Source organism: Nocardia sp. NBC_01329, from assembly GCF_035956715.1.
Classification (GTDB): domain Bacteria; phylum Actinomycetota; class Actinomycetes; order Mycobacteriales; family Mycobacteriaceae; genus Nocardia.
Window position 1 is genome coordinate 3,294,096 of record NZ_CP108381.1, and the last position, 26,488, is coordinate 3,320,583.

Genomic DNA, 26,488 nt, shown 5'->3' on the forward strand with positions numbered 1-26,488 from the left:
GCGCCGCCGAGCCGGGCTACTCCCATTCAACGATTGCTCACCGGATATGGCACGCCATCGCAAGGTCACCAACTGAATTCGGTGACCCCGGGAGTCCGGCCTCTGAAATCCCGGCCGTGATCGTGGTCTTTGACGTCGGTGAAGGTCATCGCCGTTTCTTCGGCCGCTGCATCGAACTCCGAGCGTTCGCCCGAACCTTGTGCGGCAGTGAGTATCTCGGGCTCTTCCGGGATCCGGAATTCGGGTAGACCTTCGATAACGTCGGACAGCTTCGGTCGATCGGCGCGATCGGCCAGCAGTGGCTGTGCCAGTTCGTGAGCTCGGCGGGCGACTTCCTCGGCTGCCTTCTGCGCGGCCTCGGTCACTGCCAGTGCGATCTCGTCGTAGCTCAGCTCGGTAATATCGTCGGTGAATACGGTCTTGATCACCACGCTGTTGGCGTTCACGGTGACCGTGACCTTCTTGTCTCGCGACGATTCGGTCGCCGTTAGTCTGGCGCGCTGTTGTTGCAACTGCGCGACCAGTTGCATCTGCCGTTGAAAGCTCTCCATTGCCGACGCGGTTGCGTCGGAATACTGCGCAGACATGGTTTCAGACCGATCGCCGGATAGTCTCGCCGGACGCTTGCTCGGTCCCGCTCAATGCTGTCTTGGCGCCGGTCCTACCGCCGACCCCTTCGGTGTATGCGCTGAACGACTCCGATAGGGCGTCGATGTTATGCCCCATGATCTCGGCGGCGCGACTGGAGATACTCTCGAAATTGCCGCTGAGTTCGTTGAGAATATCGGCCGCGGTAGTCAAGCCACCGAAATCTACCTCGACGTTTTCAGGCATTGTTGCATCACGCCTTTCCCGGTCCATCGAGCATTCTCATCACTACTGCGCTCCCTGTCGGTTCTGGAAGCGCTGCTCGAATTCCTTCACAAACGTGGTAGGCGCGGTCGACGACGAAGAATGCTCCAGCACTCCGTCATCGGCGATGTAGAAAATGGCTCGACCGATCGAGATCTCTCCGCTCGGTACCGGCACGTAGACCATCCAGCCGCAGCTGAACCGATCGCCGACGAGCTGATCCAACGGATACCCCGTGGTGTCCAGGCCGCGCCCCTCGATATAGCCGCGAACTCGGAAGATCGCCTCTTCCTCGAGCATCGGCTCCGGCAGCGACGCCACCACACCGGCCAGTGCCAGCTGGTACATCGCACCATCGATATCGAACCGGCCATCATCGCCGAACAGGTTCACCAGAGTTTCCCGGGTGACCACACCTACCTCGGCCGCCGATATCAGTGATGCCGCGGCGGAACGTTGTTCGGCGTTCGGCGGCTGCCCGGCCAGACCGGCGACGATCCCGACCGTGGTGTTCGCGGTCCACACCCCGGGTACGGCGGTCGCGCATTGCTCGGCCGCGGGAGAATCGCCCCGATACCAGCGGCCACCCTCCCACCAGTAGGCGAAGGACATCAATCCGGTCGCGGCGCGCGGATTCAGCACCGGGGTGGCGACCCAGTCGGGCGCGCCCGCAAAGAACTTCGGCATATTGGCGCCATCATTATAGGTGGCGTGCAGGTTCGGCGCCTCCCAGATGCCACCGGACAGCACAGCCCGGTCGTTCGGCAGCGAATACAACGTGGCCCCACCACGACGCGAGCTCTCGAACCAACCCATCGACGGCAATACCCGCGGACCCCAGTCGGATCGGGCGGCGACGAACGCTGCCGAGATGCAGGACCACCGCGCCCACATCTCCGGAAAGTCCGGGAACTCGTTCTCTGCCAGCACCGGCCACACCTTCGCGGACTTATCCGCTCGGGACGCGATGGCGGCGTCCTGTGGTGACCGCGTTTGCCGATGGCCGTGGCCGATGTAGGCCGCCAGCCATACCGGCAGCGTCTCGCGCGGGTACTCCTCTAGATCGGCGCGGTATGCCTCCGGGTCGAACAGCTGCCCTTCCGGGAACGGCTCGTCACCGAAGTCGTAATCGACCTCGAACTCACCCTCGGAGCTCAATCGCACCAGCAACCGCCAGTACGGCTCCCCGTCCGACTCCGCGACCAGCGCCCGGTGGGCACGCGCCTGCTCCAGCACCGGCGAGGGCGGCTCGGCCCGCATGGACCGCTCAGAGTCGGTATATACGACTTCGGCGACCCCGGTCGTCGTAGTCAGTACGAACACCGCGTCCAACTGGCGCCATCCAGGCGGGCCGACAGCACCGAGGGCGTCGGCGATCTGCCGTGCCAGAGCACGGTCTCGGCTTTCTGCGGCAACATCTTCGGAGGGTCCGCTCGGCTCGGCGGCGCCGTCCGACGGCAGGCTGAAACCGACGTCCGGCGCCTTATCGCCGTCTTCGGCGCCGCCGGGGCTCTCCTTGTTCTGGTCGCTCACGGTCCGCTTCCGTCGATCGTCATCATGCTTGCCCGGATACGGTGGCACAGATTCCCACTCTGTACGCCCGCATCCAGGGCACACCGGCAGGATCGGTGCCCGGGAGGCTGTGCACTGCGGTTTTCCTCGCCAGACCGATTCCATCTCGCCGACGACCGGAGTCGACATCGATGTTGTTCGGCATGACGATTACTTACCTTTCCGTGGGTTGTGTCAACACACTCGCGTGTGCGACCGAGGTGTACACGGTGATTCCGCGCTGATTCGCCGGACCTTCGGTCGCCCCCTATCTTTCAGTACTCTGCCATGTTTTCACGACGCATCCCGGTCCGGTGTTCCATGGGTGGGAAGCACCGGGCAACGTCACCGCGGCGCGGCGAGCGAGAACACCGACTCAAGCCAGGTGAGGCAAAATCCTGTCTCGACCTCGGGGCTCGTTCCGCCGGCCGTGTCCACGGTCGCCGCCAGACCAACAGCAATCCGAACACGGCACAGCCGCAGAGCAGGGTGCCCAGACACTCCAGCGCCTGCAGCGTGCGAGCGGTCAACCGGTACCCGGCCAGTCAGCGGTACGTTGGACCCGGCGAGTGGATTGCTCGTTCCCCAGCGAAGCACCGAGATCACCGATCGTGGCCTGCAGCAGAGCGTCGTCGAGTACGTGCGCGCGGGCTTCGACCGTGACGTGTATCAAGCGTGGCGGGAGTCCCACGCGCGATCTGCCGCTCAACATCGAGCAGAACGGCAAGCGAGAGGCGATGGCCATATTAGAGCGAGACGGACGTGAACCGATGTTGGTTCCCAGGCAGTCTCCTGAACGAGCCCTCGCCCTGATCGCGCAGGCAGCCGAGGCCGGCAAGCGCCCGCAGGACATCGACAAGATTCTGAATCAGAGCAGCCGAAGCGAAATCACACGGGTAGTCGCGGACAGTCCTGAAAAGGCGGCTGAGCTCGGCCGTAAGATGCTGGAGCAAGCGCGAGACATGACACGAGCGATCGAGATGTTCGAAGAGCGATCCCTGACCGCCGATCCGAACGGCCCTGAGGGCAATCAGCGCACACGTGACGAAATACAGCAGATACGTGACACCGTCAAGCGGATGATCGAACGCGGTGTCGACCCGAGCACGGTGGAAAGAGCGCGGCAAGCGCTCGATCGGCAAGTCGAGAACAGTCTCGCTGTGGAGACAGATCGAAACGGTAGGCCCGAGGTCGTGTTCCGTGCCGACGAGGATGGACGAATCATCCGATGGAGCTCGGACGAGCGCGCGTTGGCGCAGGTACTCAATGAGGTGGAACGCGGAGGTACGCCCGCCCAGGTACTCGACACCCTCGGTAAGGACAACCGGGAGTGCCCGCCGTCGTTCCAGGAGCGGTACACAAACTCGGAACAGTACCGACAGTGGCAGGCCAGAGAGCGGGAGCGCGAATTGAGAGAACGCGAAATGAACGAGCGCCGACGACGAAACTCCTTGGCACGGGGACAGGGCCGTGGCCCCCAGAGCCTGGGGCGCGAACTATGACCGGCCGCACGACCAGTTCGGACAGCGAAACTCTGTGGGCGTCTGCACCGTTGATCCTCGACGCGGCTATCGGGACCGCACCCGACAGCGCGATCACCGTCGCGATCGCGGCCGCTCAACCCAACCTTTCTCTGGTCCTTACCAGTGACGAGAGCGCCGGCCGACGAGCACGGCTGGCGCGACACCTGCTCGATCTCCTCGGCCGCACCGATGTTCGAGTCGTCGCCGGGCGCGAACTCGGCGGGGAAACCATCTGGACCGCCGGCGATTCGATACCCGCGGAGACGATCATCGAGAACGGCGGCGTCAGCGCCGCAGTCGAGTCTGTACTGTCCCGCCACAACGGCCAGGTGTCCTGGGTCGGGCTGGGACCTATGTCCAATCTCGCCGACCTGCTCTCGACGAACCCCGAGGTCGGTCCCCGGTTGGCCGTCACACAGGCTTGTGGTGGAACCCACGTCTCCCCGACCTTGGCCGAACGCAATATCGCACTCGACATATCAGCTGCTCACACCGTAATTTCCTCGGGTATTCAACTGACGATCGTCACGTCCACCGTTGCCGTGTTCATCTTGAACACCGAGACCGTGGACACGACCGGATACAGGATCTTGGCGCGGTCGACCAATCCCATATCGGTACTCCTGCGCAGCCAGATGGATCAATGGTTCGCCCAGTTCGGCCCTTACAGCGACCAACACGGCCCCATGACGCTGGCAGTGGCGTTAGGCGCCGACTTCATCGAGACAGAGCCAGCGAACATTGAGCTGGACAGTGTCGGCCGCATGCACACCGGTGGGCAACCGGTCACATTGGCTCACCATGTCAACTACGTGGCACTCGGACACTGGTTTACCCACCAACTAGCAGAGATCGAACGATACGGCGTGGTCAGATACCACCGCACTCCACGGATTGGTCAACTCGATCCACGAGCTCAGCAGGGGCGTCAGTAACGAGGTTCAGTCACCTCGCCGCTCGAACACCACCGTGGTCGTGATCTGGGGGTATCGGCATCAGCCGTAGCTCAGATCAGATCGCAGGCGCATGATCGCTGCCTTGCTGTGTGTGCAAAATGTGCCCAGGAGCCGCCCTAGATCATCACTACGGCATCCATTGTGGCCGTCCCGGCTCCCTATGCTCTACGGGCGGATGTCCGTTCTCTGTTGCTGTGCGGCGTTGCGCCTCGAAAACCTTGTGCTCTTTCCACAACGAGGCGACGAGAGCCCCGGTAAGACCGAAGCTCGGACCGCCGTCCGGATTGAAATGGATAATCGAGTTCTCTACAGAACAGATCTCCTCCAGAATGTACTTTCCGGAGATCAGTACGCGGAGCCACGGGTTGACATCCTTCGGCAGGAATTGTGCCGACGTATATGCCCGGAGAACCCGCTCACCGTCGTTTTCGAAATGAAGTGGAACCTTATCGGGCTGGTCAGGAGTGGAGATGGTTATCAGCTCGGCTGTAGACAGCCCATCTACAAAGTGCGCGGCAGGGCAGTATCCCTCGAGCGTCCGCCAGAAGATCAACTCGAATGCGTTGGCGAACTGCATTCCGGCCGTCTCGGGTCTGGGCACGAAATCGGCGTTCACCCAAATTTCATCGGTGACATTCCCCGTCTCGTCGGCCTTCCGTCCGGACATCACGTTCTCCGGGCGGATCGGGCCGTCCTTGGAGACTGCGGGGTCCAGGTAGTAGAACCAGGCGCCGGGGCTGCGTCGGGCGTTATCGCGATCCTGCTCCGACACCGGAGGCAAGGGAGGGCCACCGAGGTAATCGAATATGTGAAGATCGGTCATGACGACACCTCGACCCTGTATCGACTGAAGAATTCTAACTGCCTGCGTTGCATGGAATTCCGAGAAGGGGGAGTTCAATGGGGGCGTTTCCGTAATTTTCGTTCAATGCATGGTACTCGAGGTCATCGGGTTTCGCTATACCGAGGGCATCGCGTAACGCGGTCACGATCATCGAAGCCAGGGGCCGGTAATCGCCTGAGGTCGCGGGCCAGGGCAGTGGTCCACCAGTTCTCGTCACCGTCAGGTCCGGGGCTCCGCCAACCGGCGTCTGTGATGATGCGAGTCCTGTCAATGCTCGGTTGAGCCAGTTGCTGGCCTCCGGCGATTTCGGCATGAATCCCCTTGCCGTACCAGCAGAACTGGGCAAACCGCGCGCGGTCCGAAGTGGTCCCGGCTCGGCGATGATAACGACCGCACCGGAGGGAAGTGTCGCGAGAGTTTCGGCTAACCCTTCGGCGAAGTCCGACCACGTGGTCATGCTCCCCCTCTTCGCTGCTTCCCCGTCCGGTGTCGCAAGCAACCGTATCGTATGTGTGACGCGTGCAGTGTCGTCCCTGTAGCTCTGAGGATACGTGGAACACGGCTGCAGCGGGGTCCCGCATCGGACCGATAGGATGGCGTAATGACCGAATAGCGGGTGTTCAGCGATGCAGATGTTGTTGACCTGGCCGAGCGACTCCGTTCACTGAAGTGGTCGTGGCAGGTCGCGGATTTTCCCGCGCTGGCGGAGACGTTCGGGTGGCGAATTGAAATGAGCGATCCGTCGTGGGTCATGTTCGACTCAGGGTTGGGCATGACGAGTGGAAAGGTCTGGGGCACGATAATGCTGCGGACGAGATAGGGGTGCGATTCTATCGATCAGAACGGTGCCGGTCGCGGCCGTATCCGCGACATCTTCGCCCGGTACACCGTCGCGGTCACAGAAGCGATCGGCGAACCAACCAGTCGCTTTCCGGGCGATATTGAGGAGCCCGGCGGCTTCCGGACAGTGATCCCGTAGGCCTATTTCATGCCGCTATCTGCTGATTCAAGAACTCGACGTGAACCTGCAGCGGCGTCTTGTATCCGAGTCCTGAGTGGATACGTCGCCGATTATAAAACGTCTCAATATATTTCACAACGGCGCGGCGGGCATCGGCGCGGGCTGTGAACGAAACATTATTCAACCAATCGTTCTTCAGAGCTCCGAAGAACGATTCCGCCATCGCATTATCCCAACACACACCGGTGCGACCCACCGATTGCCTCATGCCCATCCCCGCCGGCTTCTTCCCGAAATCATAACTGGTGTAGTTTCGAGCCGCGGTCGGAATGAAATATCGCATCCTCGATTATCGGTATTCGGATGGCCGCCATATCGAGAGCATCCTCGATCAGCGAGGTTCGGTAGTGGTCGGCCATCGACCAACCGGCCACCATTTTCGTGCCGCAGTCGATAACGGCCGCCAGATACAGCCAGCCCTCGCCCGTGGAAATGTAGGTGATGTCGGAGACGAATTTCTGTCCCGGCCCCGCCGCAGTGAAGTCCCGGCCCACCAAATCGGGAATCCGATGATCGACGTCGGCGTCGGTGGTGACCGGCCGCCACGGTCTCGGCCGGACCGGCCACAAGCTCATCTGACGCATCAGCTTGCGCACGGTGTCGTCGTCGACCACATGACCGGAGCCGGTGAGCACAGCGTGGACACGCCGATACCCGTAGGTGCCGAAGCTATCGTCGAACACCGCCCGGATCATCGACTTCAAATCCTCTCGCCGATTCCCGGATTCGGACACCGACCGCGATTTCCATTCGTAAAAACCAGACCGCGACACATCCAGATTCCGGCACATGAACGCCACAGAATAGGCCTTCCCCGCGTCGAGCTCAGCGATGAAGGCGAACTTCACTGCTGCCGGCTCGCGAAGAAGGCCGCCTTTTCCAGGAACTCCGCCTTCATTCGCAGTTCCCGATTCTCGCGCTCCAACTCCCGCAGCCGCGCCCGCTCCGGCATCGTCAATGGATCCTCCGCGACCGGATTCTTCTTACGATGCGCCGCGACCCAATTCGTCAAGGTCCCGGAGTTGATACCCAAATCGCGGGCGACCTCCGCGATCGACCGCTCCGGTGACTCGATCACCATTCTCACGGCCTCGTCCTTGTACACAGGCGAGTACTTCCTGCGATGCTGCCCCACGAACTGCTCCCTCACTTTCAGTAGCCACCCTACGAGGGGTCACTGTCCGGAATGAACTGGTCACTTCACACCGAGGACGACGCCGATCCAGCATGGGTGCACTGGTGGGCCTGTGACCCGCGCCCCAGCGGGACTCCCGTCCGCTATGGTCCATCGGTCCGCACCATAGGCGAGTTGTTGGAGGTCGTTGCGGCAGGGCGAACTATCGCGATCACCGGCGAGTTCGTGGCCGAGAGCTATCGCAATCCTGAAGTCACTTTCGGTCACAGGTGTTGAGCCGTGTCCGCTCTCGCTGTTCACCAGAGCAGCCGATACTTCGCCTCTCATCGCCGAGCCGTACGCCGGCTCCACACCGAGGACCAGACGGATAGCACTGATCCCCGAAACCGATTCCGCGCACCCGAACTGAGTTGACCCCGAGCCTGGACTCGCGAACAGCCACCGAGACCGAAAGGTCGGAGCAGTTTCCCGACGCATCCGGTCTGTAAGTGAGTTGAACGGCCGGCCATAAATGGCTTGGCTGAAATGGTGGTTGCTGGGTACAGTCCACGCATGTGAAACACAGCCCACTAATCCGTCCCGCGGTTGACTCCGATATCGATGCGGCATCCGAGACTTTGGCGAAGGCATTCTCTGACTATCCGTTTACGCGGTACACCGTCGATTCCCGTGATCACCAGGATCGGGTGAGGCAACTGCAGCGGCTGTACCTCACTGACATCGGGATGCGGTGTGGCCGGGTTTGGGTGGCGGATGACGCTTCGGCTGTGGCGGTGTGGACCACGCCTTCCTCAACGGGTGTGGACGATGCGTTCGGGCGGATCGCCGCGCGTGTGAACGAGTTACACGGCGATCGGGCTGCCGCCACAGCGCAGGCCGACGAGCTGATCGCACCGCTTCGACCGACAGAGCCGGTCTGGTTTCTAGCTACGGTTGGTGTGGATCCGGATGTACAGGGCCGGGGCCTTGGGCGTGCTGTTCTCGAACCTGGCCTGGACGCTGCCCGCTCGGAGGGCGTCCCTGTCTACTTGGAAACCTCATCGGAATCGAACCTCGGCTTCTATCGGCAATTCGGGTTCGAGGTGGTCGGCAGCGTCGATCTTCCGGATGGTGGGCCCCGGACGTGGGCGATGCGCAACGATGTACTTGGAAAGATCGAGTGCTCGTAGCGCGAATCAGCTGGTGCGAAATGGGCGGCCAGGTCGCAATCGTCGGGCGAGTGTCACTTGCCGGCGCCGACCCTGCCGACGCCGGACACCGGCCGTAGCGCGGCGCGCACCTTCCCGCCGCCATCGCCCCACAGAGTCACATCGTGGGCGAGTAGGCACTCCAGGGCGTCCCGATCGCCGGTGCGGGCCGCGACCAGGAACCGTTCCACGATCTCGCGGTGCATAGCCGGGGCAGCGGTGAAGCGGTCACGTGCGGCGGCCAGGTGAGCAGCACCGCGCCGGTGCAACTGCCGCGCGTAGGCGTCGGTCAGTCCGAGTATCTCGCCGATCTCCTTATATGGCAGCTCGAAAGCTTCACGCAGAACGAACACCGCTCGTTCGGGTGTGGTCAGCTGTTCCATGAGCCGCAGCGTGGCCAGAGACAGGGTATCTCACGCGTCGAGCACCGCGTCGGTCACCGCGAGCGCTGCCCGCTCTTCCCGTGAGAAGAACGGCGATTCGGTCCACGCCGCCAATGCCAGCAGCCTCTGAACGGATTCGCCGGCCTTGATCGCATCGCGGCTGTGCATGTCGATGCAGAACGCACAACCGTTGACGAGCGAAGCCCGTAGTTGGATCAGCTCGAGCAGCTGGGAATCCACATTGGCCTGGGAGTACAGGCTCAACTCGACTATCTTCCGATACGCCTGCGGCGCGACCTTCTCCATCAACATTCGCTCCTGCACGATCACGATCCCTTCTCCAGATACCGTGGTGATACCGAGAAGACGGAGACGGCGATACCCGGCGTGACACTTTCGACGCAATGTTGCCCAGATCACTCGACGGTTATGGCGAATCAAGATCACCAGCATCGAGCTCGGCCGGAACCGCTGCCCAACTCCGTGGACACCGCCAGTCCCGAGTACGGGTAGGGACTGTGGATTTTCAAGGGCTCTGGCCCACTTTCGGTGGTGCCTGTGAGGTGAGGGCGGCACGATATCCGGGTGGATGAGGTGAGCGCCGTCCAGAATCAGCCCTCCGCTCGCCGGCGTTGCTGCCGAGCGTTTCCTGACAACGTCGCTCCCGCCGACGTGTCACGCCGTACCGGTTCCCGAGGCGCAGCGCCGGCGGCGGCCGGCGTGTGTCCGGTGTCATGCTGCTGCGCCGTGGCGGGTGGTCAACAGCTCCAGCGGATAGAAACCGGTGCAGCGGCCCGCCCGGTCGAGTAGCGAGCCCAGCCGTTTGGGTGTCTCGAGTGTGATGCTGCGGTCCGCGATCACGAGGCCGGACACCTGCGATTCGAGGTCGTGCTCCAGGCGCGACAACTCGCTGATCCGCCGCAACCACACCGTCATCATCACGTTCGCGGTCCCCGTCACCTCACAGCACACGCGTATCTGGGGGAACGAATCCAGTGCGGCGACGAGCGCGCTGAGCGTGCGTGGGGTGGCACGGGCCCAGATATTGGCGGTCACCGGCCATCCCCCGAGTACGTGTGCTACCTCGCAGCGAATGGAGAGGATTCGCTCAGCGACGAGGTAGGTCAGCCGGCGCCGGACGGCCGGTGCGCTGATCCCGCCGACCTCGGCGAGTTCGACCGCCGACCGGCGGCCGTCGGCCGCGAGTGCGGCGATCAACGCCAGATCCACTGCGTCCGGCTGATGGACCAGTGGACGCGGGGGCGGACGGTACCGGGACAATGTCGACTCCTCGCCCACGTCGAGAGCTCGTACCCGCCAGCGTTCGCTCTCCCCGAACACCTGCATCACCACGCGAGTGCGAGTGCGGGCGACCATGGGGGACCCCGCCAGTTGCTGCACCCAATCACCGAGGGTGTCGAGATCGGAGGTCATGACGGTGAGGAGCAGATCCCCGTCCCCGGCGGTGCGCTGGATGGTCGCGACCGCGCCGTCCCGGGAGAGCTCGCGCATCAGATCCGGCCCGCGTTCGGCCACCTCGACCTCCACGAAGGCCGCGCAGCGCGTGTTGAGATATGCCGGGCCCGGATAGGTGACGATCCAGGCCAGACCGCTGTTCACCAACCGTTCCCAGCGCCGTGCGGCTGTCGGCGCACTGACGCCCGCGACATCGCCGACGGCACCCCACGGAGCACGCGGCGCCGACTGCAATGCGTGAACGATCCGTAAATCAACGTCGTCTGGCACGTGACAATCCTTCACCAGGTGGCCTTCGATCTTCGTTTCTCAACATGCCGCGAAAAGTCGGCGGCCGCATCTTTAACGTTCGATTTCACATATCGGCGGCTTCGTAAACGGCCGGCGATCGAGGAGGTTATCGGAAATGAAGATCACGGTTGTCGGCGGTGGACACGGCTCGTATGCGGCAGCGGCCGATATGAGCGGAAAAGGACACGACGTCAGCTGGTGGCGGCGTGATCACAGTGCTTTCGCACCGCTGCTCGATGCGGGAGAGATTCGGGTCGAGGACCACCGCGGGCATCATGTGCTGCCGATCGGTACCGAGCGCGGGATCACCGTCGAAGCCGATCTCGGTCGTGCTGTTTCCGGCGCGGAGGTCATCATCGTGCCGATCCCTGCTTTCTCCCACCCCGACCTCGCCGAACGAATAGCGCCGCACCTGACCGACGGGCAGGTGGTGTACCTGCCGCCGGGCAGCTTCGGTTCGGTGATCTTCGCGCGGGCGGCGGCCGCCGCCGGTAATCCTGCCAAGGTTGCCTTCGCCGAGACCGGGACCCTTCCCTACCTCGCGCGCAAGCACGGCGACAGCCGCGTCGTGGTGAGCGGCTACGCCACCCGGCTGCCCACTGGAGTTTTCCCCGCACACGACAGCGAGCGAGCGCTGGCAGTGCTGGCGAAGATCTATCCGGTCGAGCCGGTCGAGGACGCGCTGAGCGGGGCGTTGATGAATGCGGGTCCGATCATCCACCCACCGCTGATCCTGATGAACGCCGGCCCGCTGGAGCACTTCGCGGCCTGGGACATCCACAACGAAGGCACCCAGGATGCCATCCGCCGGGTCACCACCGCGCTGGATGCCGAGCGCATCGCCCTCCGCACTGCGCTCGGGTACAGCGCGCCGCATTTCCCCCTCGCGGACCACTACACACCGGACGGCGAGGAATGGATGTACGGCAACGCCGCGCACGAGAAGCTCACCGACAGCGGCGACTGGCGCGAGAACATCGACCTGCACACCCACCGGTACATGACCGAGGATGTCGAGATCGGACTCGCGCTGCTGACCTCGGTCGGCCACTGGGCCGGGGTACCGACACCGGTGGCGAGCGGCCTCCTCGCGATCGCGGGCGCGATCACCGGCCGGTCACCGGGCAGCGGCGGCCGGACGCTGGCCGCACTGGGACTCGGCGAGCTGGACCGCGAAGGAATGAAACAGGTTCTTCGCGAAGGGTTCTCGCTGTGACGGCGGCCGTCGCGGTGGTCGGCGCGGGCCGCATGGGCCAGGGCATAGCGGCCGCCCTCGCTTTCGGGAAGGTCGACGTGACCGTCGTCGATCTGCGCGAACGCGGCAATGAGGCCGATGCGTATCTGGCGGCGGCCCGCGCCGCGATCCGGACGTCGCTGGAGCAGAAAGTCCGCCTCGGGCTGTTGGCCCAATCCGACCTTCCGGGGGTGTTCGACCGGGTCCGGGTGGTGAGCCGGGCGGGCGCGACCGCGGCCATGGCGGATACCGGCCTCGTCTTCGAGGCGGTGCCGGAGATACTCGATATCAAGCGAGCGACCCTGTCGTGGATCGAGTCGGCAGTCGGTGGGGATACGCCCATCGCTTCGACCACCTCGAGTTTCCTGGTGAGTCGCCTCGCTGAATTTGTCGCGCGTCCGGAGCGGCTGCTCAACGCCCACTGGCTGAACCCCGCCGATCTGATGCCGTTGGTCGAGGTGAGCCCCAGTTCCGAGACAACACCGGCGGCGGTCGAGGCGACCTGCGACCTGTTGTCGGCGGTCGGCAAGACACCGGTGGTCTGTGCCGCGTCGCCGGGCTACATCGTGCCGCGACTGCAGGCACTCGTGATGAACGAAGCCGCCCGAATGGTCGAGGAGGGCGTAGCCAGCGCCACGGAAATCGACCGTGCTGTCCGGATCGGATTCGGATCACGATTCGCCGTGCTCGGCCTGCTCGAGTTCATCGACTGGGGCGGATGCGACACTCTGTTCCACGCCTCCAACTATCTGCGCGACGAACTCGGCGAGCGCTTCGGGCCCGCGCCTCTGATCGAGCAGAAGATGGTATCCGGACGCCGCGGCAACAACGGCGGGGCCGGCTTCTACGACGTCGAGCCCGCAGCGTCGGCCAGCTACCAGGCACAACGCATTGCGGCCTTCGCGCAGGTCCTCGAAGCAACAGGACAACTACACAGATACAACGATCTCCCGCGGGACGCAGTCCGGGCGGCCGCGGGAGCTCAATCGACACGCCCAGCCCGCGGGTCACAGAACTGATGAGGAGAAGGCTGTGACAGCTCTCGATACACCCGAGCTCGATTCCACTACTACGCGCGAGCGCCCGATGAAATTGGCGGTCGCCTCCGGGGTCGGCACCATCCTCGAGTTCTACGACTTCGCGATTTACGGCACCGCCACGGCACTGGTGTTCAACAAGGTGTATTTCAACACCGACGACCCCTGGTTCGGCACCTTCCTCGGTTTCGCCACCTTCGCGATCGGGTTCGTCATGGCGCCGGTGGGCGCGGTGATCTTCGGGCACTACGGGGACCGGTTCGGCCGGCGCACAGCGCTCACCACGGCCTTCATCTTGATGGGCTCGGCCACGTTGATCATGGGTCTGGTGCCCGATTCCCGGGCGATCGGTCTCGCTGCCCCGTTGATACTCATCTTCCTCCGGATGCTGCACGGAATCTCGCGCGGCGGTGAGATCGGCGGCGCAGTTCTGCTGGCGGCCGAGCATGCACCGCCGTCGCGCCGCGGGCTCTACGGATGCTTCGTCACGCTCGGGTCGCCGGTCGGCGCGATCCTGGCCAATACCGCCTTCGCGCTGGTGCTCCTGCTCCCGATGGAACAGGTGATCGCATGGGGCTGGCGCATTCCGTTCCTGGTGGGCGGCGTCGTTCTGGTCATCGGTATCTGGACGCGGATGCGGATCGCCGAGACCCCGGACTTCGCCGACGCGAGTTCCGGCACGGAGCCGCCGGCCTCCCGTGGCCTGGCGGTAGTGCGGCAGGATTGGCGCGGACTGCTCCGCGCCGCCGGCATCAACATCGGCCAGAACTGCTACGCATTCCTGCTGTTCACCTTCATGTTGTCCTTCCTGACCGAACCCGACCCGGGCCGGGGCTTCTCGCGTTCGCACGTGGTCTGGGGAATCACCCTCGCCCTCGCCTGCCATGCCGCGACGGTGGTACTCGGCAGCCATCTGTCCGACAGGCTGGGCCGTAAACCGGTGATCGGCTTCGGAATGGCTTCGGCCACGCTCTTCGCTCCGGTGCTGTTCTGGGTGACCGCCCACGGCTCGTTCCTGGCTTGTATCACGGTGATCTGTATCGGCTTCACCTTGACCGGGTTCGTGTACGGGCCGATGTTCACCATGTTCGCCGAGCAATTCCCGGTGGCCCAGCGGTACAGCGGCGTAGGTATCGGGTACCAGATGGGAGCGGTGGTCGGCGGCGGTATCGCGCCGATGGTCGCGAACCGGATCGTCAGCGGTACCGGCAGTGTAGTGCCGGTCGGCTTCTACGCCGCGGCGCTCATGCTGGTCAGCCTGGTCGCGCTGCTGAAAGGCAAGGAGACCGCTCCGCTGGCGGTCGGGAAATCGTTGCGGATGCGGCTCAGCGGGTACGCGGGCAAAGGTGACCGAGGTGGCCTCGGCGGGCTGCCCGCCGACGCGGCACCACTGGAGCAATTCAGTAAGTGAACACGCAACCCTCACGTCGATGCCGGCCACCCCTCATCGCGAAGTGGCCGGCATCGACGCAACACCCTCAGACCGGAATACGCTCTACCGCAGGCGGTTCCGTCGTACGACCGGTCAGGGCGCGGATGCGTAGCGAGCGGAACACGGTGGCGGCCGCCGCGGCCTCGTCGCCCCTCGGGGCACCGGCAAGCGCCACCAGGATGGAGACCAGGAAGGAGACCGGCGCCACCGCCAGCGCCGGGTTGGAGAACGGCAGGAGCGAATCCGCGCCCTGCACAGCGGGGCTGAGCAGGATCACCGCGACGGACAGGACCAGGCCGGTCACGATGCCGGAGATCACCGCGCGAGCGGTCATCCGGCGCCAGTACAGCGTCAGCAGCAGCGCCGGCAGGTTGGCGCAGGCAGCGATGGACATACCGAGCGAGGCGAGGAACGCCACATTCTGCCGTTGCGCGGCGAAGGCGATCCCGACACCGACCAGGCAGGTGGCGACCGTGGCGATCCGGGCCGCGCGATGCTGAGCGGTGGGCGATACCTTCCCGTTGCGCAGCACCTGGCCGTACAGGTCGTGCGCGATGGCGCCGGAGGTCGCGATGACCAGCCCCGACAGCGCGGCCAGAATGGTCACGAACGCGACCGCCGCTACGAAGGCGAGCAGTACCCCGCCGCCCAGGGTTTCGGCGAGCTGCGCGACGGCGAGGTTGCCGCCCTTGTTCTCCGCGGTGATCTCGTCGGGGCCGACGAGCACGGCGGCGCCGTAACCGAGTACCGGGATCATCAGGTAGAAACCGAAGAAGATCCAGATGGAGGTGTAGGCCGACGTGCGGGCCTGCTGCGCGTTCGGCACGGTGAGGAACCGGATCATCACATGCGGCAGGCCGAGGACGCCGAGCACCAGCCCGACAGTCTGCGACAACTGGTCGAACGACGCCGCGTCACCGGAGCGCTGCGGGGCGACGAACTGCTGACCGAACTCGGCGAGCGCGGTACTGAACGGACCGAACGGGTTGAAGTCGAAACGCAGCAGCACGAGGACGAACAGCACCACCGCACAGACGAGCAGCAGACCGGTCTTGATGATCTGGATCCAGCTGGTCGCCAGCATGCCGCCGACCAGGGTGTAGGCGGTGGTGAGCGCGCCGATGATCAGCACCGCGACCGCGTAGTCTAGGTCGAACAACAACGAGACCAGCAGCGCCGCGCCCACCAGCTGGGAAACCAGGTAGACCACGCTGATCACGACAGTGCTGACCGCCATCAGCGAGCGGACGTCCTTACCCGGGAATCGGGTGGCCAGCACATCGGCCAGAGTGAAGCGGCCGAGATTACGCAGCGGTTCGGCGATGAGCAGCAGCGCCAGCACGAACGCGATGGGGACGAATACAGCAAGGTAGAAGCCGTTGAACCCGGTGAGCGCGATGGCTCCGGTGACACCGAGGAACGATGCGGCGGAGATGAAATCTCCGGCGATGGCGACACCGTTCTGCCGGCCGGTGAGCGCGCCCCCGGCGACATAGTGGTCGGCGGCGGATTTGTTCTGCCTGGCGGCCCAGGCGGTGATCAGCAGGGTCACCGCGACCAGGGCCGCGAACAGCGAGGCGGAGACGAGGTTCATGTGCGGGCGCCTTCCTGTGCGACGCGGGCCTCGAGCTCAGCGGCCCGAGCCATGTAGTAGCGGGCCACCACGATGGCCACGGCGAACTGGAAGAAGGCATAGAGCCAGGCGACGGTCACGCCGCCGGCCACCACCGTGTCCAGGAGGGAGGTGAATCCGCCCAGGATGGGCAGTGGGAAGAACAGGAGAAGGACCACCGCGCTGAGCCGGAACACCAGACGGGCGCGTTCCCGGGCAAGCTTTTCGAGACCGGAATTCCCTTCGGGCGCGGCGGGATCGGAGTGAGAATGTTCCATTGGGCATCGTCTTTCGGCTGTGTGATTTACTACACGCTAAAGGCGGCGATGTGAGGTGGAACATCGGAAGAATTCCCCGTACGAATACGGAATACCTTTATTCCGGCCGAGCGCGTCAGATCAATTCGATCAGCAGTTTACGGGTTTTCGCCCGAGAGACGCAGAGCGCCATCTGGTCACCGGCGGCCTTGTCCGCGGCGGACAGGCAGTTGTCGCGATGCTCCGGCTCACCTTCGAGGACGTTCGAAACGCAGGAACCACAGATTCCTTCCTCACAGGATTTGAAGACATCGATACCGTTTTCTTCGAGTACCGAAAGGATCGACCGGTTCGCGGGGATTTCGAAACTCTCACCGGTATCCAGCTCGACGGTGAAAGCGGTATCTCCGGACGTGTCGACCTCGGCCGCCTCGAAATGTTCGATGTGGATATTGCCGTCGCCGACCACCGGTGTCACGAACTCGGCGACCGTGTCCATGAACCCGGCGGGCCCGCAGGTGTATACCGCGCTTCCACCGGTCAGGCCGGCGGCCACCCCTGCCAGCGCGGTGCGCTGTTCGTTGCGGGTGCACCCGATGTGCAGCTGCACCCGGTCACAGAACTCTGCGCGGTTTTCCAGAAAGTCGAGGAAGGCGGTTTCGGCCCGGCTGCGGGTGAAATAGGCCAGCGTGAACTCCGCACCGGCGGAATGCAATTCGTAGGCCATGCTCAGCAGCGGGGTGACGCCGATACCGGCGGCGATCAGCACATGTCGGTCGGCGTCCGGTGCGACGGTGAGAATATTGCGCGGTTCCCCGATCTCGATGATGTCGCCTTCACCCAGCTCGTGCAGCGCCGCCGAGCCGCCACGAGATTCCGGCTCCCGTTTCACCGCGATCGTCAGCGATGCGGCCTCCGCGGGCGGTCCGCACAGCGAATACTGCCGGAGTATGCCGGTCGGTCCGGTGACATCGATATGCGCGCCGGCACGATAGGGGCCCAGGGGCGCACCGTTCTCCTGTACCAGGCGCAGCGAGCGGATATCCGCTGTTTCCGCAACGATTTCGGCGACGATCACTTTGATATCGGCCACGGGGAGCTCCTAACGCATGTAGAGACCGCCGTTGGCGTCCCAGCATGCCCCGGTGACCGACGCGGCGGCCGGTGACGCGAGCAGGGCGACCATCTCGGCGATGAAGGCCGGATCGCCGAGACGCCCGACGGGAATGGATCGGGCGAAAGTTTCGAGGTTGTCCGCGCCGACGATGTCGTGCACCACCGGCGAATCCTGCGGGCCGGGCGATACGGCGTTCACCGTGACCCCGGAGGCGGCCAGCTCGCGGGCGAACACCTTGGTCAGTGAGATGACCGCCCCCTTGGCGGAGGCATAGTGCCCGCCGGTGGCGGTGCCGCCGTTCTGCCCGGCGAGCGAGGCCATATTCACGATCCGGCCGTACCCCTGGGCGGCCATATGCGTGCCGAACAGCTGGCAGGCCTGGAACGTGCCACGGAACCCGACGGCCATCACGCTGTCGAGTTCGTCGGGGGTGATCTCCAGCAGCGGCCGGGCCTGGGTGCGCGCGGCATTGTTCACCAGCACTTGCACTCCGCCGAAGTCCGCGACCACGGTGGCGAGCAGCTTCTCCAGCGAGCCCTTGTCCGCGACATCGGCGGCGTAGCCTCGTGCGCCGACCGCGCCGTCGAGTTCGGCGGCCAGCGCGGCGGCGGCGGTTCCGTCCAGGTCGGCGATCGCGACGGTATGCCCACCGGCGTGCAGCCGGCGGACGATATGCGCGCCGAGACCGCCCGCGCCGCCGGTCACCACGGCTACCGGCGCGGTCACAGCAGGAATCCCGCGGCGGGCACCGCGTCTTCGCTGTCGACCAGCCGGATCACCTTGAGAGTGATCCGGTCGTCGGCCGGCGTCGCACCGAGCCGGATGCGGTACTCGACGTCGCCTGCCCAGATATCGTGGCGGCCCCGTTTGTAGGCGATGAGGATCTGGGCGGCCCGCAGCTGTACCTCGTCGTCGGTGACGTTCGCCGGGACGAAGCGGGAGACGGTGCGGGTGGTGACGGCGGAGTCGACGGCGGCGATGGCATAACCCTCGGTCATCCGCACGACGCGCATGCCGCGCATGCGGGCGTCGTCGTAGATCATGTTCAGGCTGTCGTCGAAATCGTCGGTGCCGCGATCGATCGGTACCACGTAGTGGGCGTCAGCGGTGTAGAGCTCCTGCCAGGCGTGATAGTCCTTGCCGTCGAGCAGTTCGGCTTCGCGCCAGATCAGCTCGATCGCCCGCGCGACCCGGCTGTCGGTGAACACCGCCGGCGCGGTGCGAGTGTCAGTCATCGCTCATCATCTGCTTCCACTGCTGATACGCGGCGCGCATTCCGGTCTCGTCGGTGACATGGGAGGTGGGCCAGCCCTCGGGGCTCGGCTTCTCGCGGGCGAGGCCGCGGTTGACCAGGATCGGCATATCGGGGTCGGCCCGGGCGCCGCGCTGTACCCGGTCCCAGCCCTCGGCATCGTCAGGGGTGCCGAAGCCGAAGGGGCCCTGGAAGTGTTCGTGCACCCGCAGCCGGGCCCGGTTGACCGGATTCACGATCTCGGCGGGACCATCGGGGCCGATGGCCACATGCTCGATCGTGGTCTCGTCGGCCGAGATCGGGCGCAGGACGCGGAAGAAGGCCGCGGACATGGACACGTTCGGGAACAGGTTGAGGTTGAATCCGGTGCCGTGCATGGCGCGCACCAGTTTCCGGACGGCGGCGTCGTCGAGGCCGGTGGCCTTCAGCTCGGCGATCAGGTCGTCGAAGCGGGCCTGCAACGGTTCGTTGCCGTCGTCGGCGTCCAGATCGGCGTGTTCGGGCACCATCTGCATGACGCTGTGCCCGTTGCCGAGGTCGTGGGTGACCGCCGCCGGGTCGGTCATGAACGACATCATGTCGGCGGTTTCGGCGTCGACCGAGGCCATCCAGGAGCGGTGCACGATCGGGAAGTGGTAGCCGTCGGTGGTGTTCTCCAGCTGGATCTTCCAGTTTCCGTGGAAAGAGAACCGGTGGGTGCCCAACACCTTGATCGGATAGCCGCCGCCCTGTTTCATGAACCGGTCGATCCAGAGCTTCGCATCGCCCAGGAAGTCCGCGAGCGGTTCGATATCGGCGTTGAAGGTGGCGAACACCATGCCGCCGTAGGATTCCGTGCGCAGTTTCTTCAGCGACAGATCACCCTTCTCCATCACCCCCTCGTAGCCGTCGGGATACGGGATCCCGCGCAGCTGGCCGTCCAAGCTGTAGGACCAGGCGTGATAGGGGCAGGTGAAGCCGTTGGCGACGCCCTGCTTCTGCTCGCAGATGCTGGCGCCGCGATGCCGACAGCGATTGAGCAGGGTATTGAGCTGTCCTTTGCGATTGCGGGTCACGATCACCGGCTGGCGGCCCACATGAGTGGATTTGAAACTGCCGGGTGTCGGAAGTTCGGATTCGTGGGCGACCCAGATCCACGTGCTCTCGAAGATCCTGGTGATTTCCTGCTCGAAGATCTCCGGGTCGGTGTACATCCGGGCCGCCACCCGGTCCTCGCGGACCAGATCGGCGGGTGCCCGGTGCGGGAGCGCTGCGCTGTCCGCGGTCATGATGCCTCCTGGCGGGTTGGTCAGTACTGGCGTGGGGTGAGCGCGCGCCCGATCCGGGCTTCGATCTTCACGAACTTCCAGAGCTTCCAGTCGCTCGTGCCGACCGGTATGGTGCGGACCAGGTTGCAGGCGGCCTTGACGGTGTCGTGGCTGTCGGCGTCGGCGAGCAGATAGCAGGTCCACGGCCAGCTGTCGGACGGCCCGACCATGGTGGAGTCGTCGTCGATATCGCCGATGAAGTCGATACCGTCGAGGGCTTTGATGCCGTCCATCAGGGCGACGAAGGCGGTCCACACGTCGCCGGTGGTGACACCGCCCTCGGGGAGGTCGAAGAAGTTCTGGTTGATGCCGATACAGAAGAGAACGCGCAGCGGACTGTCGGTCACGGGAGTTCCTGTCGTCGAAAATGGCTGTCGGTCAGCGGAATCCGGGCACGGTGGGGGGCTGCCCCATCAGGACGGCGCCGGCGGCGTCGACCATGCCCGGTCCCAGAAAGGCGTGCTGCTGCGGGACCAGCGCATCGCCGGCCCACTGCTGGAGGGGGTGGCCGTGGAAGATGGCGGCGGTACCGGAGATCTCGACGAGCCGGTTCACCACCGAAGCGGCAGTGGCGGCGATATGATTCGCCGCGAGCCGCAGGTGGGCGTTCTGCTCGGCGGTGGCCGGATCACCGCGCAGCACCGTCTCCCACACCTCTTCGGTGATCTCGTAGAAGTAGGCGCGAGCGGAGCGCAGATCGGCTTCGGCCTGGGCGACTGCGGTCCGGTAGTAGGGGCGGTCGGCGAGCTTGGGCGCACCGGTGATCCCCGCCCGGCCGGCCCCGATCTCGACGGCGTAGTCGAGGGCTGCCCGGGCCACTCCGGCGCCGACCACTGCCAGCACCTGGGCGGCATAGGCGATGGCCGGATACCGGTACAGCGGCTCGTCCACGGTCGGTTCGCCGCCGCGAATGAAAGTCCACTCCCGCGGTACCACCACATCTCGCACTACCAGATCGAACGAGCCGGTGCCGAGCATGCCGATCACGTCCCAGTCCTGGACGATCTCCACCTGCTCGGGCCGCAGTATCGCGGTGCGCGGCTTGCCGTCGGTGCTCGCGTCGCCGGGTATGCCGACGCCGAGCACATCGGCGCCCATGCATCCGCTGGCGAATTTCCACCGGCCGTCGATCCGGAAGCCGCCCTCGGCCTCGGGGGCCGGCTGGATGGGGAACAGCCCGCCGGCGAACACCACGTCGGGGCTGTCCGCGTACAGGGCGGCCTGGGTGTCCAGCGGCAGCGCCGCGAGATAGACCAGTGCCGAGCCGAAGCTGGCCACCCAGCCGGTGGAGCCGTCCACGACGGAGATGCGTTCGACGATGCGCAGGAACTCGGCGGGCGCCAGTGGTTCACCGCCGAAGCGGCGCGGTGTCGCGGCCCGATAGACGCCGGCTTCTTTGAGCCGCGCGACGAAATCCCGCGGCACGTATTTCTGCTCGCCGAACTCCTGTCGCCGCACGGCGAGCTCGGCGAGGATATCGTCGAGGTTCGCCGCGCCGGTCGCGGACCGGACCGTTGCTTGCGAGGTGGTCACGATCACCTGCTCCTGTCGTCGATGGGCTGTTCTTCGACGGTAAGGAGATCGCGATCACACGAACATCGGTAATGCCCGCGCCCGAGCGAGTGTGAACCACCACCTCTGTAAGGAAAACCTTCAGCGGCCCCCGCGACGATCGCGGACCGACAGTTCGGAAAAGCTACGCTGGCGCGATGTCCGTCGATCCGCGAGCTCCCGAACTGGTCGTCTCGGATTTCGTCACCATGATGAATGCCACCGAGGTGTGCGTACTGGTGCACGACGCCGCGACCAAGAACATTCTCTGGGCGAACCCGGCGGCGTGCGCGATGCTCGGTTTCGATCTCGCCGAGATTCGGCCGTTGAAGGCCCACGATATGAGTAGTTCCGCCCAGCAGTACGACCGCGTGATCGGGCGCGCCTGGCTCCAGGACGCCGTCGAGCACGGCACCAGGCGGATCGAATGGCACTACCGGTCCAAATCGGGGCGGATCATCCCGACCGACGCGGTGGCCACCCGGCTCGAACTCGCGCAGGGCCCCGCGGTGATGGTGCAATTCCGCGATATCGAACGCGAGCAACGCACCGAACGCGCGCTGCGGCTGACCACCACCTATGTGGACGCTCTGGCCCGGCACACGTCCACCATGGCGTTCGTCCTGGACGAGGCCGGCGAGATCCGCTTCGCCACCGATACCGCACTCACCCGCCTCGGGCTGGACCCGGCCGTCGAACTGCCGGCCGGGCCGCGGCTCAGCCGGTATGCGCATCTGCACCGCGACGGGCGGCGCACCGAATGGGCAGTGGTGGCCGCCGACGCCGAACCGGTCGCCTCGGTGCGGCTCGAGATCGACCGGCCCGACGGGTCCACGTCCTGGCTGGACGGCAGCCTGGAACGACTGGACGAAGCCGGGGTGCCCGCTTATCTCATGCTCGTGCACGACGTTTCCGAGCGGGTCCGCGACGAGGAGAAACGCGGGCTCGAACTCCGGCGCGAGAACTATCTGGCCCGCTACAACGCCATGGGCGATATGGCGATGGCGATCGCCCATGAACTGGGCCAGCCGCTGGCGGCCGCCGGTAACTACATCGCGGGAATCCGTTCACATCTGCCCGCCGGTGCGGGCCTCGACCACCGCGTCGCGTTCGGGCTGGACGCGGCTCGCAAACAGATCGACCGAGCCGCGACCATCGTCTCCACCTTGCGTGCGTTCGTCGGCCATCTGGAGCAGGTCGACCAAGTAGCCGACCTGAACGAGATCGTCGCCGAATGCCTGTACTTCGTGCGGTTACGCGCGGAGCAGAACGGGGTACTTGTCGAGTTGGAGCTCTCCGCCGATCCGGTCGAAATACGGTGCGAGCGGGTGCTCACCGGGCAGGTCATCGTCAATCTGTGCGCCAACGCCATCGACGAAATGGCACAGTGCCCGCCCGATTCCCGGCGTATCGTGCTCAGCACCGCGGCTCGAAACGGGGAGGGATGTTTCACCGTCCGCGATCACGGCCGCGGCGTGCCCCAGGATCCGTTCCTGGAGTCGTTCACCTCGAAATCCCACGGCAGTGGAATCGGGCTGGCCTTGAGTTATCGGATCATCACCCGCCAGCACGGAAGCATCTGGTGCCGGCCCGCGGACGGCGGCGGATCCGTATTCGGTTTCGTGCTGCCCAGGCCCGGCGCGAATAAGTAAAACCTTCAGCGCACCCGAAGGAAATCTCGATACCTCGAGGCGTAGATCACTCGTAGCGTCGATGGCATGACCAAGCAATTGACCGGCGAGCAGCGTGACTTCCGGGCTGCGATGTCGAATCTTTCGGCGGCAGTCAACGTTGTCACCACCAACGGACCGAGTGGTCGCGCGGGCATCACGGTCAGTGCGGTGTGCTCGGTGACCGACGCACCGCCCACGATGATCGTGTGCGTCAACCAGTCCAGCTACACCCACGCGATCTTCCGCCGGAATCAGCGGCTCTGCGTAAACATTCTGAGTTCTTCCGATGAGGAATTGGCCGGGCATTTCGCCGGTGCCACCGGGGTTCCCATGGCCGAACGATTCGAATGGCCGGTGTGGGACCACGATACCGAGGACATCCCGATGTTGAAGACCGCGGCGGCACGGGTCGTCGGCCGGATCATCAGCGATCACGTCCAGGGTTCGCACTCGATCTTCCTGGTGAGTGTGGAGCGCGTCGATGTCCGCGAGAACACCGGCGCGCTCGTCTATTTCCAGCGGCGCTTCCACAGCATCGGCCTCGACCATCGATCGCACCCCGAGCAGGAGAACACCGGATGGACGACGCGAACCACCGTATGACGCTGATGTGTTACCGCGACACCCACGGCTACGGCTGGCGCCACGTCGACCTGTTCTTGCACGACGCCGAGGGGCGCGAACTCAACTGGGTGCACTGGCAGGTCCCAGAAGACGGCCCGGACGCCGCCGACCGGATCACCGCGGTGGCGGAACCCGGCCTGCGCCGCACCTCCGAGTGGCGGCACGCGGTGAGCGCCGCGGGCATGGACTACTGGACGGCCGATGCGATGTGGGTGGAATCATGACCTTCTCCGAATCTTTTTCTGCCCCATGGTCTTTACGCGATCTGGTCGACGACATCGCCGCCGGGCGCACCGACTCCGCGGCAGCATGGGAACGCTCGGCCGCCCGGATCACCGCTACCGAGGACACCCTCGCCGCCTGGGTCACCCGTGGCCCACGGCCCGAGTTCCCTACGCCGAGTGGACCGTTGGGCGGAGTTCCGCTCGGTGTGAAAGACATCATCGATGTCGCCGGATACCCCACCCGGTGCGGTTCGGCGCTGCGCGGGGACAGCGAACCGGTAGCTCAGGATGCGGAGATAGTCCGGCTGTGGCGGGCCGCGGGGGCTCTTCCCGCCGGCAAAACGGTCACTACCGAATTCGCGTATTTCGCTCCGGGTCCCACCCGCAACCCGGCCGCGCCGGACCATACACCCGGTGGTTCGTCGAGCGGATCGGCCGCCGCGGTCGCCGCGGGTCAGGTGCCGCTGGCACTCGGTTCGCAGACCGCGGCCTCGGTAACCCGCCCCGCCGCCTACTGCGGGGTCGCGGCCTTGGTCATGACACGGGACCTCCTGCCCACGACCGGTGTGACCGGGCTTGCGCACAGCCTCGACAGCCACGGCTACTACGCCGCGCAGGTCCGCGACCTGGCGTGCGCCTGGGCGGCGCTGCGCGGGGTGCCCGACTCGTCGGCCACCTCCTCGCGGCCGCCCCGGGTGGCGTTCTGGGCTGCGGCACCGCTGGACGCTGTGCAGCCCGTCATGGCCGACGCGATCGCGGCGCTGCGAGAACGGTTGCGCGCGGACGGCGCCACCGTCACCGATTTCGCTGCCGAACAGGCCGTCGCCGATACCACCGCCGCGCACCGGGTGGTCATGGCCTATGAGGCCGCGCGCACCCGCGCCACCGAACTCGCGCACGCCGACGCGTTGAGCGCACCGCTGGCCGAACTGCTGCGCACCGGTGCCGCCACCGACCGCCGCGACTACGACCAAGCCTGCGAGATCGTCGCCCGCACCCGGCGCGAGGTGCTGGATCTGTTCGCCGGTTACGACGCCGTGATCGGACCCGCAGCTCCCGGCCCCGCGCCAGCCGGTCTGGCCGCCACCGGCGATCCCGTCCTCAGCCGCGCCTGGCAAGCACTCGGTTTGCCCGTGGTCACCGTCCCCGGCCTGCGCACACCGCAGGGCCTGCCACTCGGCGTCCAGGTGATCGGCCCACCGCAGTCGGAGGCGGCGCTGCTCCGGACAGCTTCGTGGATCCAGGCCCGCACCACCCCCATCGTCGACGGGAGGACGTCATGACCGAGAGCGAAACCATCGAGCGGTTGACCCGCCGGATCGAGACCCTGGAGGGCGAGGCCGAGATACGGCGGGTGCAGGCCCGCTACATGTTCCTGTGCGATACCCCCTGCCCCGAGTTCGGGGTCACCGATGATGCGCACCGGATCGACCTCATCATCGAGCTCTACGCCGAGGACGCGGTCTGGGAGGGCGTCGGCGAGTACTACGACGGCCAGTTCGGCCGACTCGCCGGGCGCGACGCCATCCGCGCCCATTTCGAGAAATTCTGGGATCCGGACCGCGATCCCGTCCTGGTGCTCAACGCGCACTACCTCACCGCCGAACAGATTCAAGTGGACGGCGATTCGGCTGCCGGGCAATGGATCCACATGCAACCGTGGCTGTATTCCGACGGCACCGGACTTCTGCGTTCGAGCCGGCTCAACAATACTTTCCGCCGGGTGGACGGCTCCTGGAAGATCACCCGCACGCGCACCGAGAACGTCTTCGTCGCCCCGCTGCCGCACGCCTTCGCGGACAGTTTCCCGGCCGGTTCGGTACTGATGAAGCCGTGATCCAGTTGCCAACCAGGTATGCGCCCGGCGATTACGCAAGCGCACCGCCGACCTGCGCCCCAGTAGAATCGACAGGCATGAGCGGGTCCGGCCCGGAGGCGTCAGCCAAGCG

The 26,488-nt window shown here is 65.2% G+C and carries 28 protein-coding genes and 1 pseudogene; 12 read left to right on the plus strand and 17 right to left on the minus strand.

What is annotated here, in order from left to right; translation table 11 throughout:
- Positions 1–65: 65 nt before the first annotated feature.
- The 3 genes from OG405_RS14815 to OG405_RS14825 are packed head-to-tail and all read right to left on the minus strand — an operon-like array spanning position 66 to position 2,385.
- The gene (locus OG405_RS14815; protein ID WP_327147085.1) at positions 66–587 is read right to left on the minus strand and encodes a YbaB/EbfC family nucleoid-associated protein; all 522 of its coding nucleotides are present in this window, start codon (positions 585–587) and stop codon (positions 66–68) included.
- A gap of 4 nt (positions 588–591) precedes the next feature.
- Positions 592–861 (minus strand): hypothetical protein, encoded by a 270-nt coding sequence (locus tag OG405_RS14820; protein ID WP_327147086.1) that lies wholly within the window; start codon positions 859–861, stop codon positions 592–594.
- A 15-nt stretch (positions 862–876) separates the two neighbouring features.
- Complete coding sequence (locus tag OG405_RS14825; RefSeq protein WP_327147087.1) at positions 877–2,385, minus strand: hypothetical protein; 1,509 nt, start codon at positions 2,383–2,385, stop codon at positions 877–879.
- 677 nt (positions 2,386–3,062) lie between these two features.
- Here OG405_RS14825 and OG405_RS14830 point away from each other — a divergent pair.
- Together OG405_RS14830 and OG405_RS14835 are read left to right on the plus strand one after the other, a co-directional pair.
- Positions 3,063–3,905 (plus strand): hypothetical protein, encoded by an 843-nt coding sequence (locus OG405_RS14830; protein WP_327147088.1) that lies wholly within the window; start codon positions 3,063–3,065, stop codon positions 3,903–3,905.
- Positions 3,902–4,861, plus strand: coding sequence for a nucleoside hydrolase (locus OG405_RS14835; protein WP_327147089.1), 960 nt, complete (start codon positions 3,902–3,904; stop codon positions 4,859–4,861). The genes OG405_RS14830 and OG405_RS14835 overlap by 4 nt, the downstream gene beginning before the upstream one ends.
- A 148-nt stretch (positions 4,862–5,009) precedes the next feature.
- On the opposite strand, the gene OG405_RS14840 is transcribed toward OG405_RS14835, so the two are convergent.
- Together OG405_RS14840 and OG405_RS29235 are read right to left on the minus strand one after the other, a co-directional pair.
- Positions 5,010–5,705: a hypothetical protein gene (locus tag OG405_RS14840; RefSeq protein WP_327147090.1), complete on the minus strand. Its 696-nt coding sequence runs from the start codon at positions 5,703–5,705 to the stop codon at positions 5,010–5,012.
- Between the two features lie 122 nt (positions 5,706–5,827).
- A complete protein-coding gene (locus tag OG405_RS29235; RefSeq protein ID WP_442790556.1) occupies positions 5,828–6,307 on the minus strand; it encodes a TY-Chap domain-containing protein in 480 nt (159 codons plus the stop codon).
- 35 nt (positions 6,308–6,342) lie between these two features.
- Here OG405_RS29235 and OG405_RS29240 point away from each other — a divergent pair, with 35 nt between their 5' ends.
- The gene (locus OG405_RS29240) at positions 6,343–6,546 is read left to right on the plus strand and encodes a DUF6301 family protein (RefSeq protein WP_442790557.1); all 204 of its coding nucleotides are present in this window, start codon (positions 6,343–6,345) and stop codon (positions 6,544–6,546) included.
- A 166-nt stretch (positions 6,547–6,712) separates the two neighbouring features.
- On the opposite strand, the pseudogene OG405_RS14845 reads toward OG405_RS29240, so the two are convergent.
- A pseudogene (locus OG405_RS14845) lies at positions 6,713–7,882 on the minus strand (IS3 family transposase).
- A 554-nt stretch (positions 7,883–8,436) separates the two neighbouring features.
- Between OG405_RS14845 and OG405_RS14850 the strand changes: the two are divergent.
- Positions 8,437–9,051, plus strand: a complete 615-nt coding sequence (locus OG405_RS14850; RefSeq protein WP_327147091.1) for a GNAT family N-acetyltransferase — start codon at positions 8,437–8,439, stop codon at positions 9,049–9,051.
- Between the two features lie 53 nt (positions 9,052–9,104).
- On the opposite strand, the gene OG405_RS14855 is transcribed toward OG405_RS14850, so the two are convergent.
- The 3 genes from OG405_RS14855 to OG405_RS14865 form a co-directional block, all read right to left on the minus strand.
- Complete coding sequence (locus OG405_RS14855) at positions 9,105–9,452, minus strand: sigma factor-like helix-turn-helix DNA-binding protein (RefSeq protein WP_327147092.1); 348 nt, start codon at positions 9,450–9,452, stop codon at positions 9,105–9,107.
- 30 nt (positions 9,453–9,482) lie between these two features.
- The gene (locus tag OG405_RS14860) at positions 9,483–9,776 is read right to left on the minus strand and encodes a carboxymuconolactone decarboxylase family protein (protein ID WP_327147093.1); all 294 of its coding nucleotides are present in this window, start codon (positions 9,774–9,776) and stop codon (positions 9,483–9,485) included.
- A 408-nt stretch (positions 9,777–10,184) separates the two neighbouring features.
- Positions 10,185–11,198, minus strand: a complete 1,014-nt coding sequence (locus OG405_RS14865; RefSeq protein ID WP_327147094.1) for an Lrp/AsnC family transcriptional regulator — start codon at positions 11,196–11,198, stop codon at positions 10,185–10,187.
- A gap of 136 nt (positions 11,199–11,334) precedes the next feature.
- On the opposite strand from OG405_RS14865, the gene OG405_RS14870 reads away from it, so the two are divergent.
- From OG405_RS14870 to OG405_RS14880, 3 genes are read left to right on the plus strand one after another with little or no spacing between them, the layout of a single operon-like run.
- Positions 11,335–12,435 (plus strand): NAD/NADP-dependent octopine/nopaline dehydrogenase family protein, encoded by a 1,101-nt coding sequence (locus OG405_RS14870; RefSeq protein ID WP_327147095.1) that lies wholly within the window; start codon positions 11,335–11,337, stop codon positions 12,433–12,435.
- Positions 12,432–13,472 carry a 3-hydroxybutyryl-CoA dehydrogenase gene (locus tag OG405_RS14875; RefSeq protein ID WP_327147096.1) on the plus strand — a complete coding sequence of 347 codons (1,041 nt, stop codon included), beginning with the start codon at positions 12,432–12,434 and terminating at the stop codon, positions 13,470–13,472. The genes OG405_RS14870 and OG405_RS14875 overlap by 4 nt, the downstream gene beginning before the upstream one ends.
- 13 nt (positions 13,473–13,485) lie before the next feature.
- Positions 13,486–14,901 carry an MFS transporter gene (locus OG405_RS14880; RefSeq protein WP_327147097.1) on the plus strand — a complete coding sequence of 472 codons (1,416 nt, stop codon included), beginning with the start codon at positions 13,486–13,488 and terminating at the stop codon, positions 14,899–14,901.
- Between the two features lie 67 nt (positions 14,902–14,968).
- Here OG405_RS14880 and OG405_RS14885 read toward each other — a convergent pair whose 3' ends face one another.
- The 8 genes from OG405_RS14885 to OG405_RS14920 form a co-directional block, all read right to left on the minus strand.
- Positions 14,969–16,516: a solute symporter family protein gene (locus OG405_RS14885; protein ID WP_327147098.1), complete on the minus strand. Its 1,548-nt coding sequence runs from the start codon at positions 16,514–16,516 to the stop codon at positions 14,969–14,971.
- Complete coding sequence (locus OG405_RS14890) at positions 16,513–16,812, minus strand: DUF485 domain-containing protein (protein ID WP_327147099.1); 300 nt, start codon at positions 16,810–16,812, stop codon at positions 16,513–16,515. The genes OG405_RS14885 and OG405_RS14890 overlap by 4 nt, the downstream gene beginning before the upstream one ends.
- A 115-nt stretch (positions 16,813–16,927) precedes the next feature.
- Positions 16,928–17,884 carry a PDR/VanB family oxidoreductase gene (locus OG405_RS14895; protein WP_327147100.1) on the minus strand — a complete coding sequence of 319 codons (957 nt, stop codon included), beginning with the start codon at positions 17,882–17,884 and terminating at the stop codon, positions 16,928–16,930.
- Between the two features lie 9 nt (positions 17,885–17,893).
- Entirely contained in the window at positions 17,894–18,634 is a 741-nt protein-coding gene (locus tag OG405_RS14900; RefSeq protein ID WP_327147101.1) for an SDR family NAD(P)-dependent oxidoreductase, read from the minus strand.
- Entirely contained in the window at positions 18,631–19,143 is a 513-nt protein-coding gene (locus tag OG405_RS14905) for an aromatic-ring-hydroxylating dioxygenase subunit beta (protein WP_327147102.1), read from the minus strand. The genes OG405_RS14900 and OG405_RS14905 overlap by 4 nt, the downstream gene beginning before the upstream one ends.
- On the minus strand, positions 19,136–20,428 hold the full coding sequence (locus OG405_RS14910) for an aromatic ring-hydroxylating oxygenase subunit alpha (RefSeq protein ID WP_327147103.1): 1,293 nt from the start codon (positions 20,426–20,428) through the stop codon (positions 19,136–19,138). Before OG405_RS14910 ends, OG405_RS14905 begins: the two co-directional genes overlap by 8 nt.
- A gap of 20 nt (positions 20,429–20,448) precedes the next feature.
- Entirely contained in the window at positions 20,449–20,814 is a 366-nt protein-coding gene (locus tag OG405_RS14915) for a hypothetical protein (protein WP_327147104.1), read from the minus strand.
- A 31-nt stretch (positions 20,815–20,845) separates the two neighbouring features.
- A complete protein-coding gene (locus tag OG405_RS14920; RefSeq protein WP_327147105.1) occupies positions 20,846–22,006 on the minus strand; it encodes an acyl-CoA dehydrogenase family protein in 1,161 nt (386 codons plus the stop codon).
- Between the two features lie 170 nt (positions 22,007–22,176).
- Here OG405_RS14920 and OG405_RS14925 point away from each other — a divergent pair, with 170 nt between their 5' ends.
- From OG405_RS14925 to OG405_RS14945, 5 genes are all read left to right on the plus strand, one after another.
- Positions 22,177–23,670: a PAS domain-containing sensor histidine kinase gene (locus OG405_RS14925; protein ID WP_327147107.1), complete on the plus strand. Its 1,494-nt coding sequence runs from the start codon at positions 22,177–22,179 to the stop codon at positions 23,668–23,670.
- 66 nt (positions 23,671–23,736) lie between these two features.
- Positions 23,737–24,294: a flavin reductase gene (locus tag OG405_RS14930; RefSeq protein ID WP_327147108.1), complete on the plus strand. Its 558-nt coding sequence runs from the start codon at positions 23,737–23,739 to the stop codon at positions 24,292–24,294.
- Positions 24,270–24,539 (plus strand): hypothetical protein, encoded by a 270-nt coding sequence (locus tag OG405_RS14935; protein WP_327147109.1) that lies wholly within the window; start codon positions 24,270–24,272, stop codon positions 24,537–24,539. Before OG405_RS14930 ends, OG405_RS14935 begins: the two co-directional genes overlap by 25 nt.
- A complete protein-coding gene (locus OG405_RS14940) occupies positions 24,536–25,822 on the plus strand; it encodes an amidase (protein ID WP_327147110.1) in 1,287 nt (428 codons plus the stop codon). The genes OG405_RS14935 and OG405_RS14940 overlap by 4 nt, the downstream gene beginning before the upstream one ends.
- Positions 25,819–26,376, plus strand: coding sequence for a nuclear transport factor 2 family protein (locus tag OG405_RS14945; protein ID WP_327147111.1), 558 nt, complete (start codon positions 25,819–25,821; stop codon positions 26,374–26,376). The genes OG405_RS14940 and OG405_RS14945 overlap by 4 nt, the downstream gene beginning before the upstream one ends.
- Positions 26,377–26,488 lie beyond the last annotated feature (112 nt).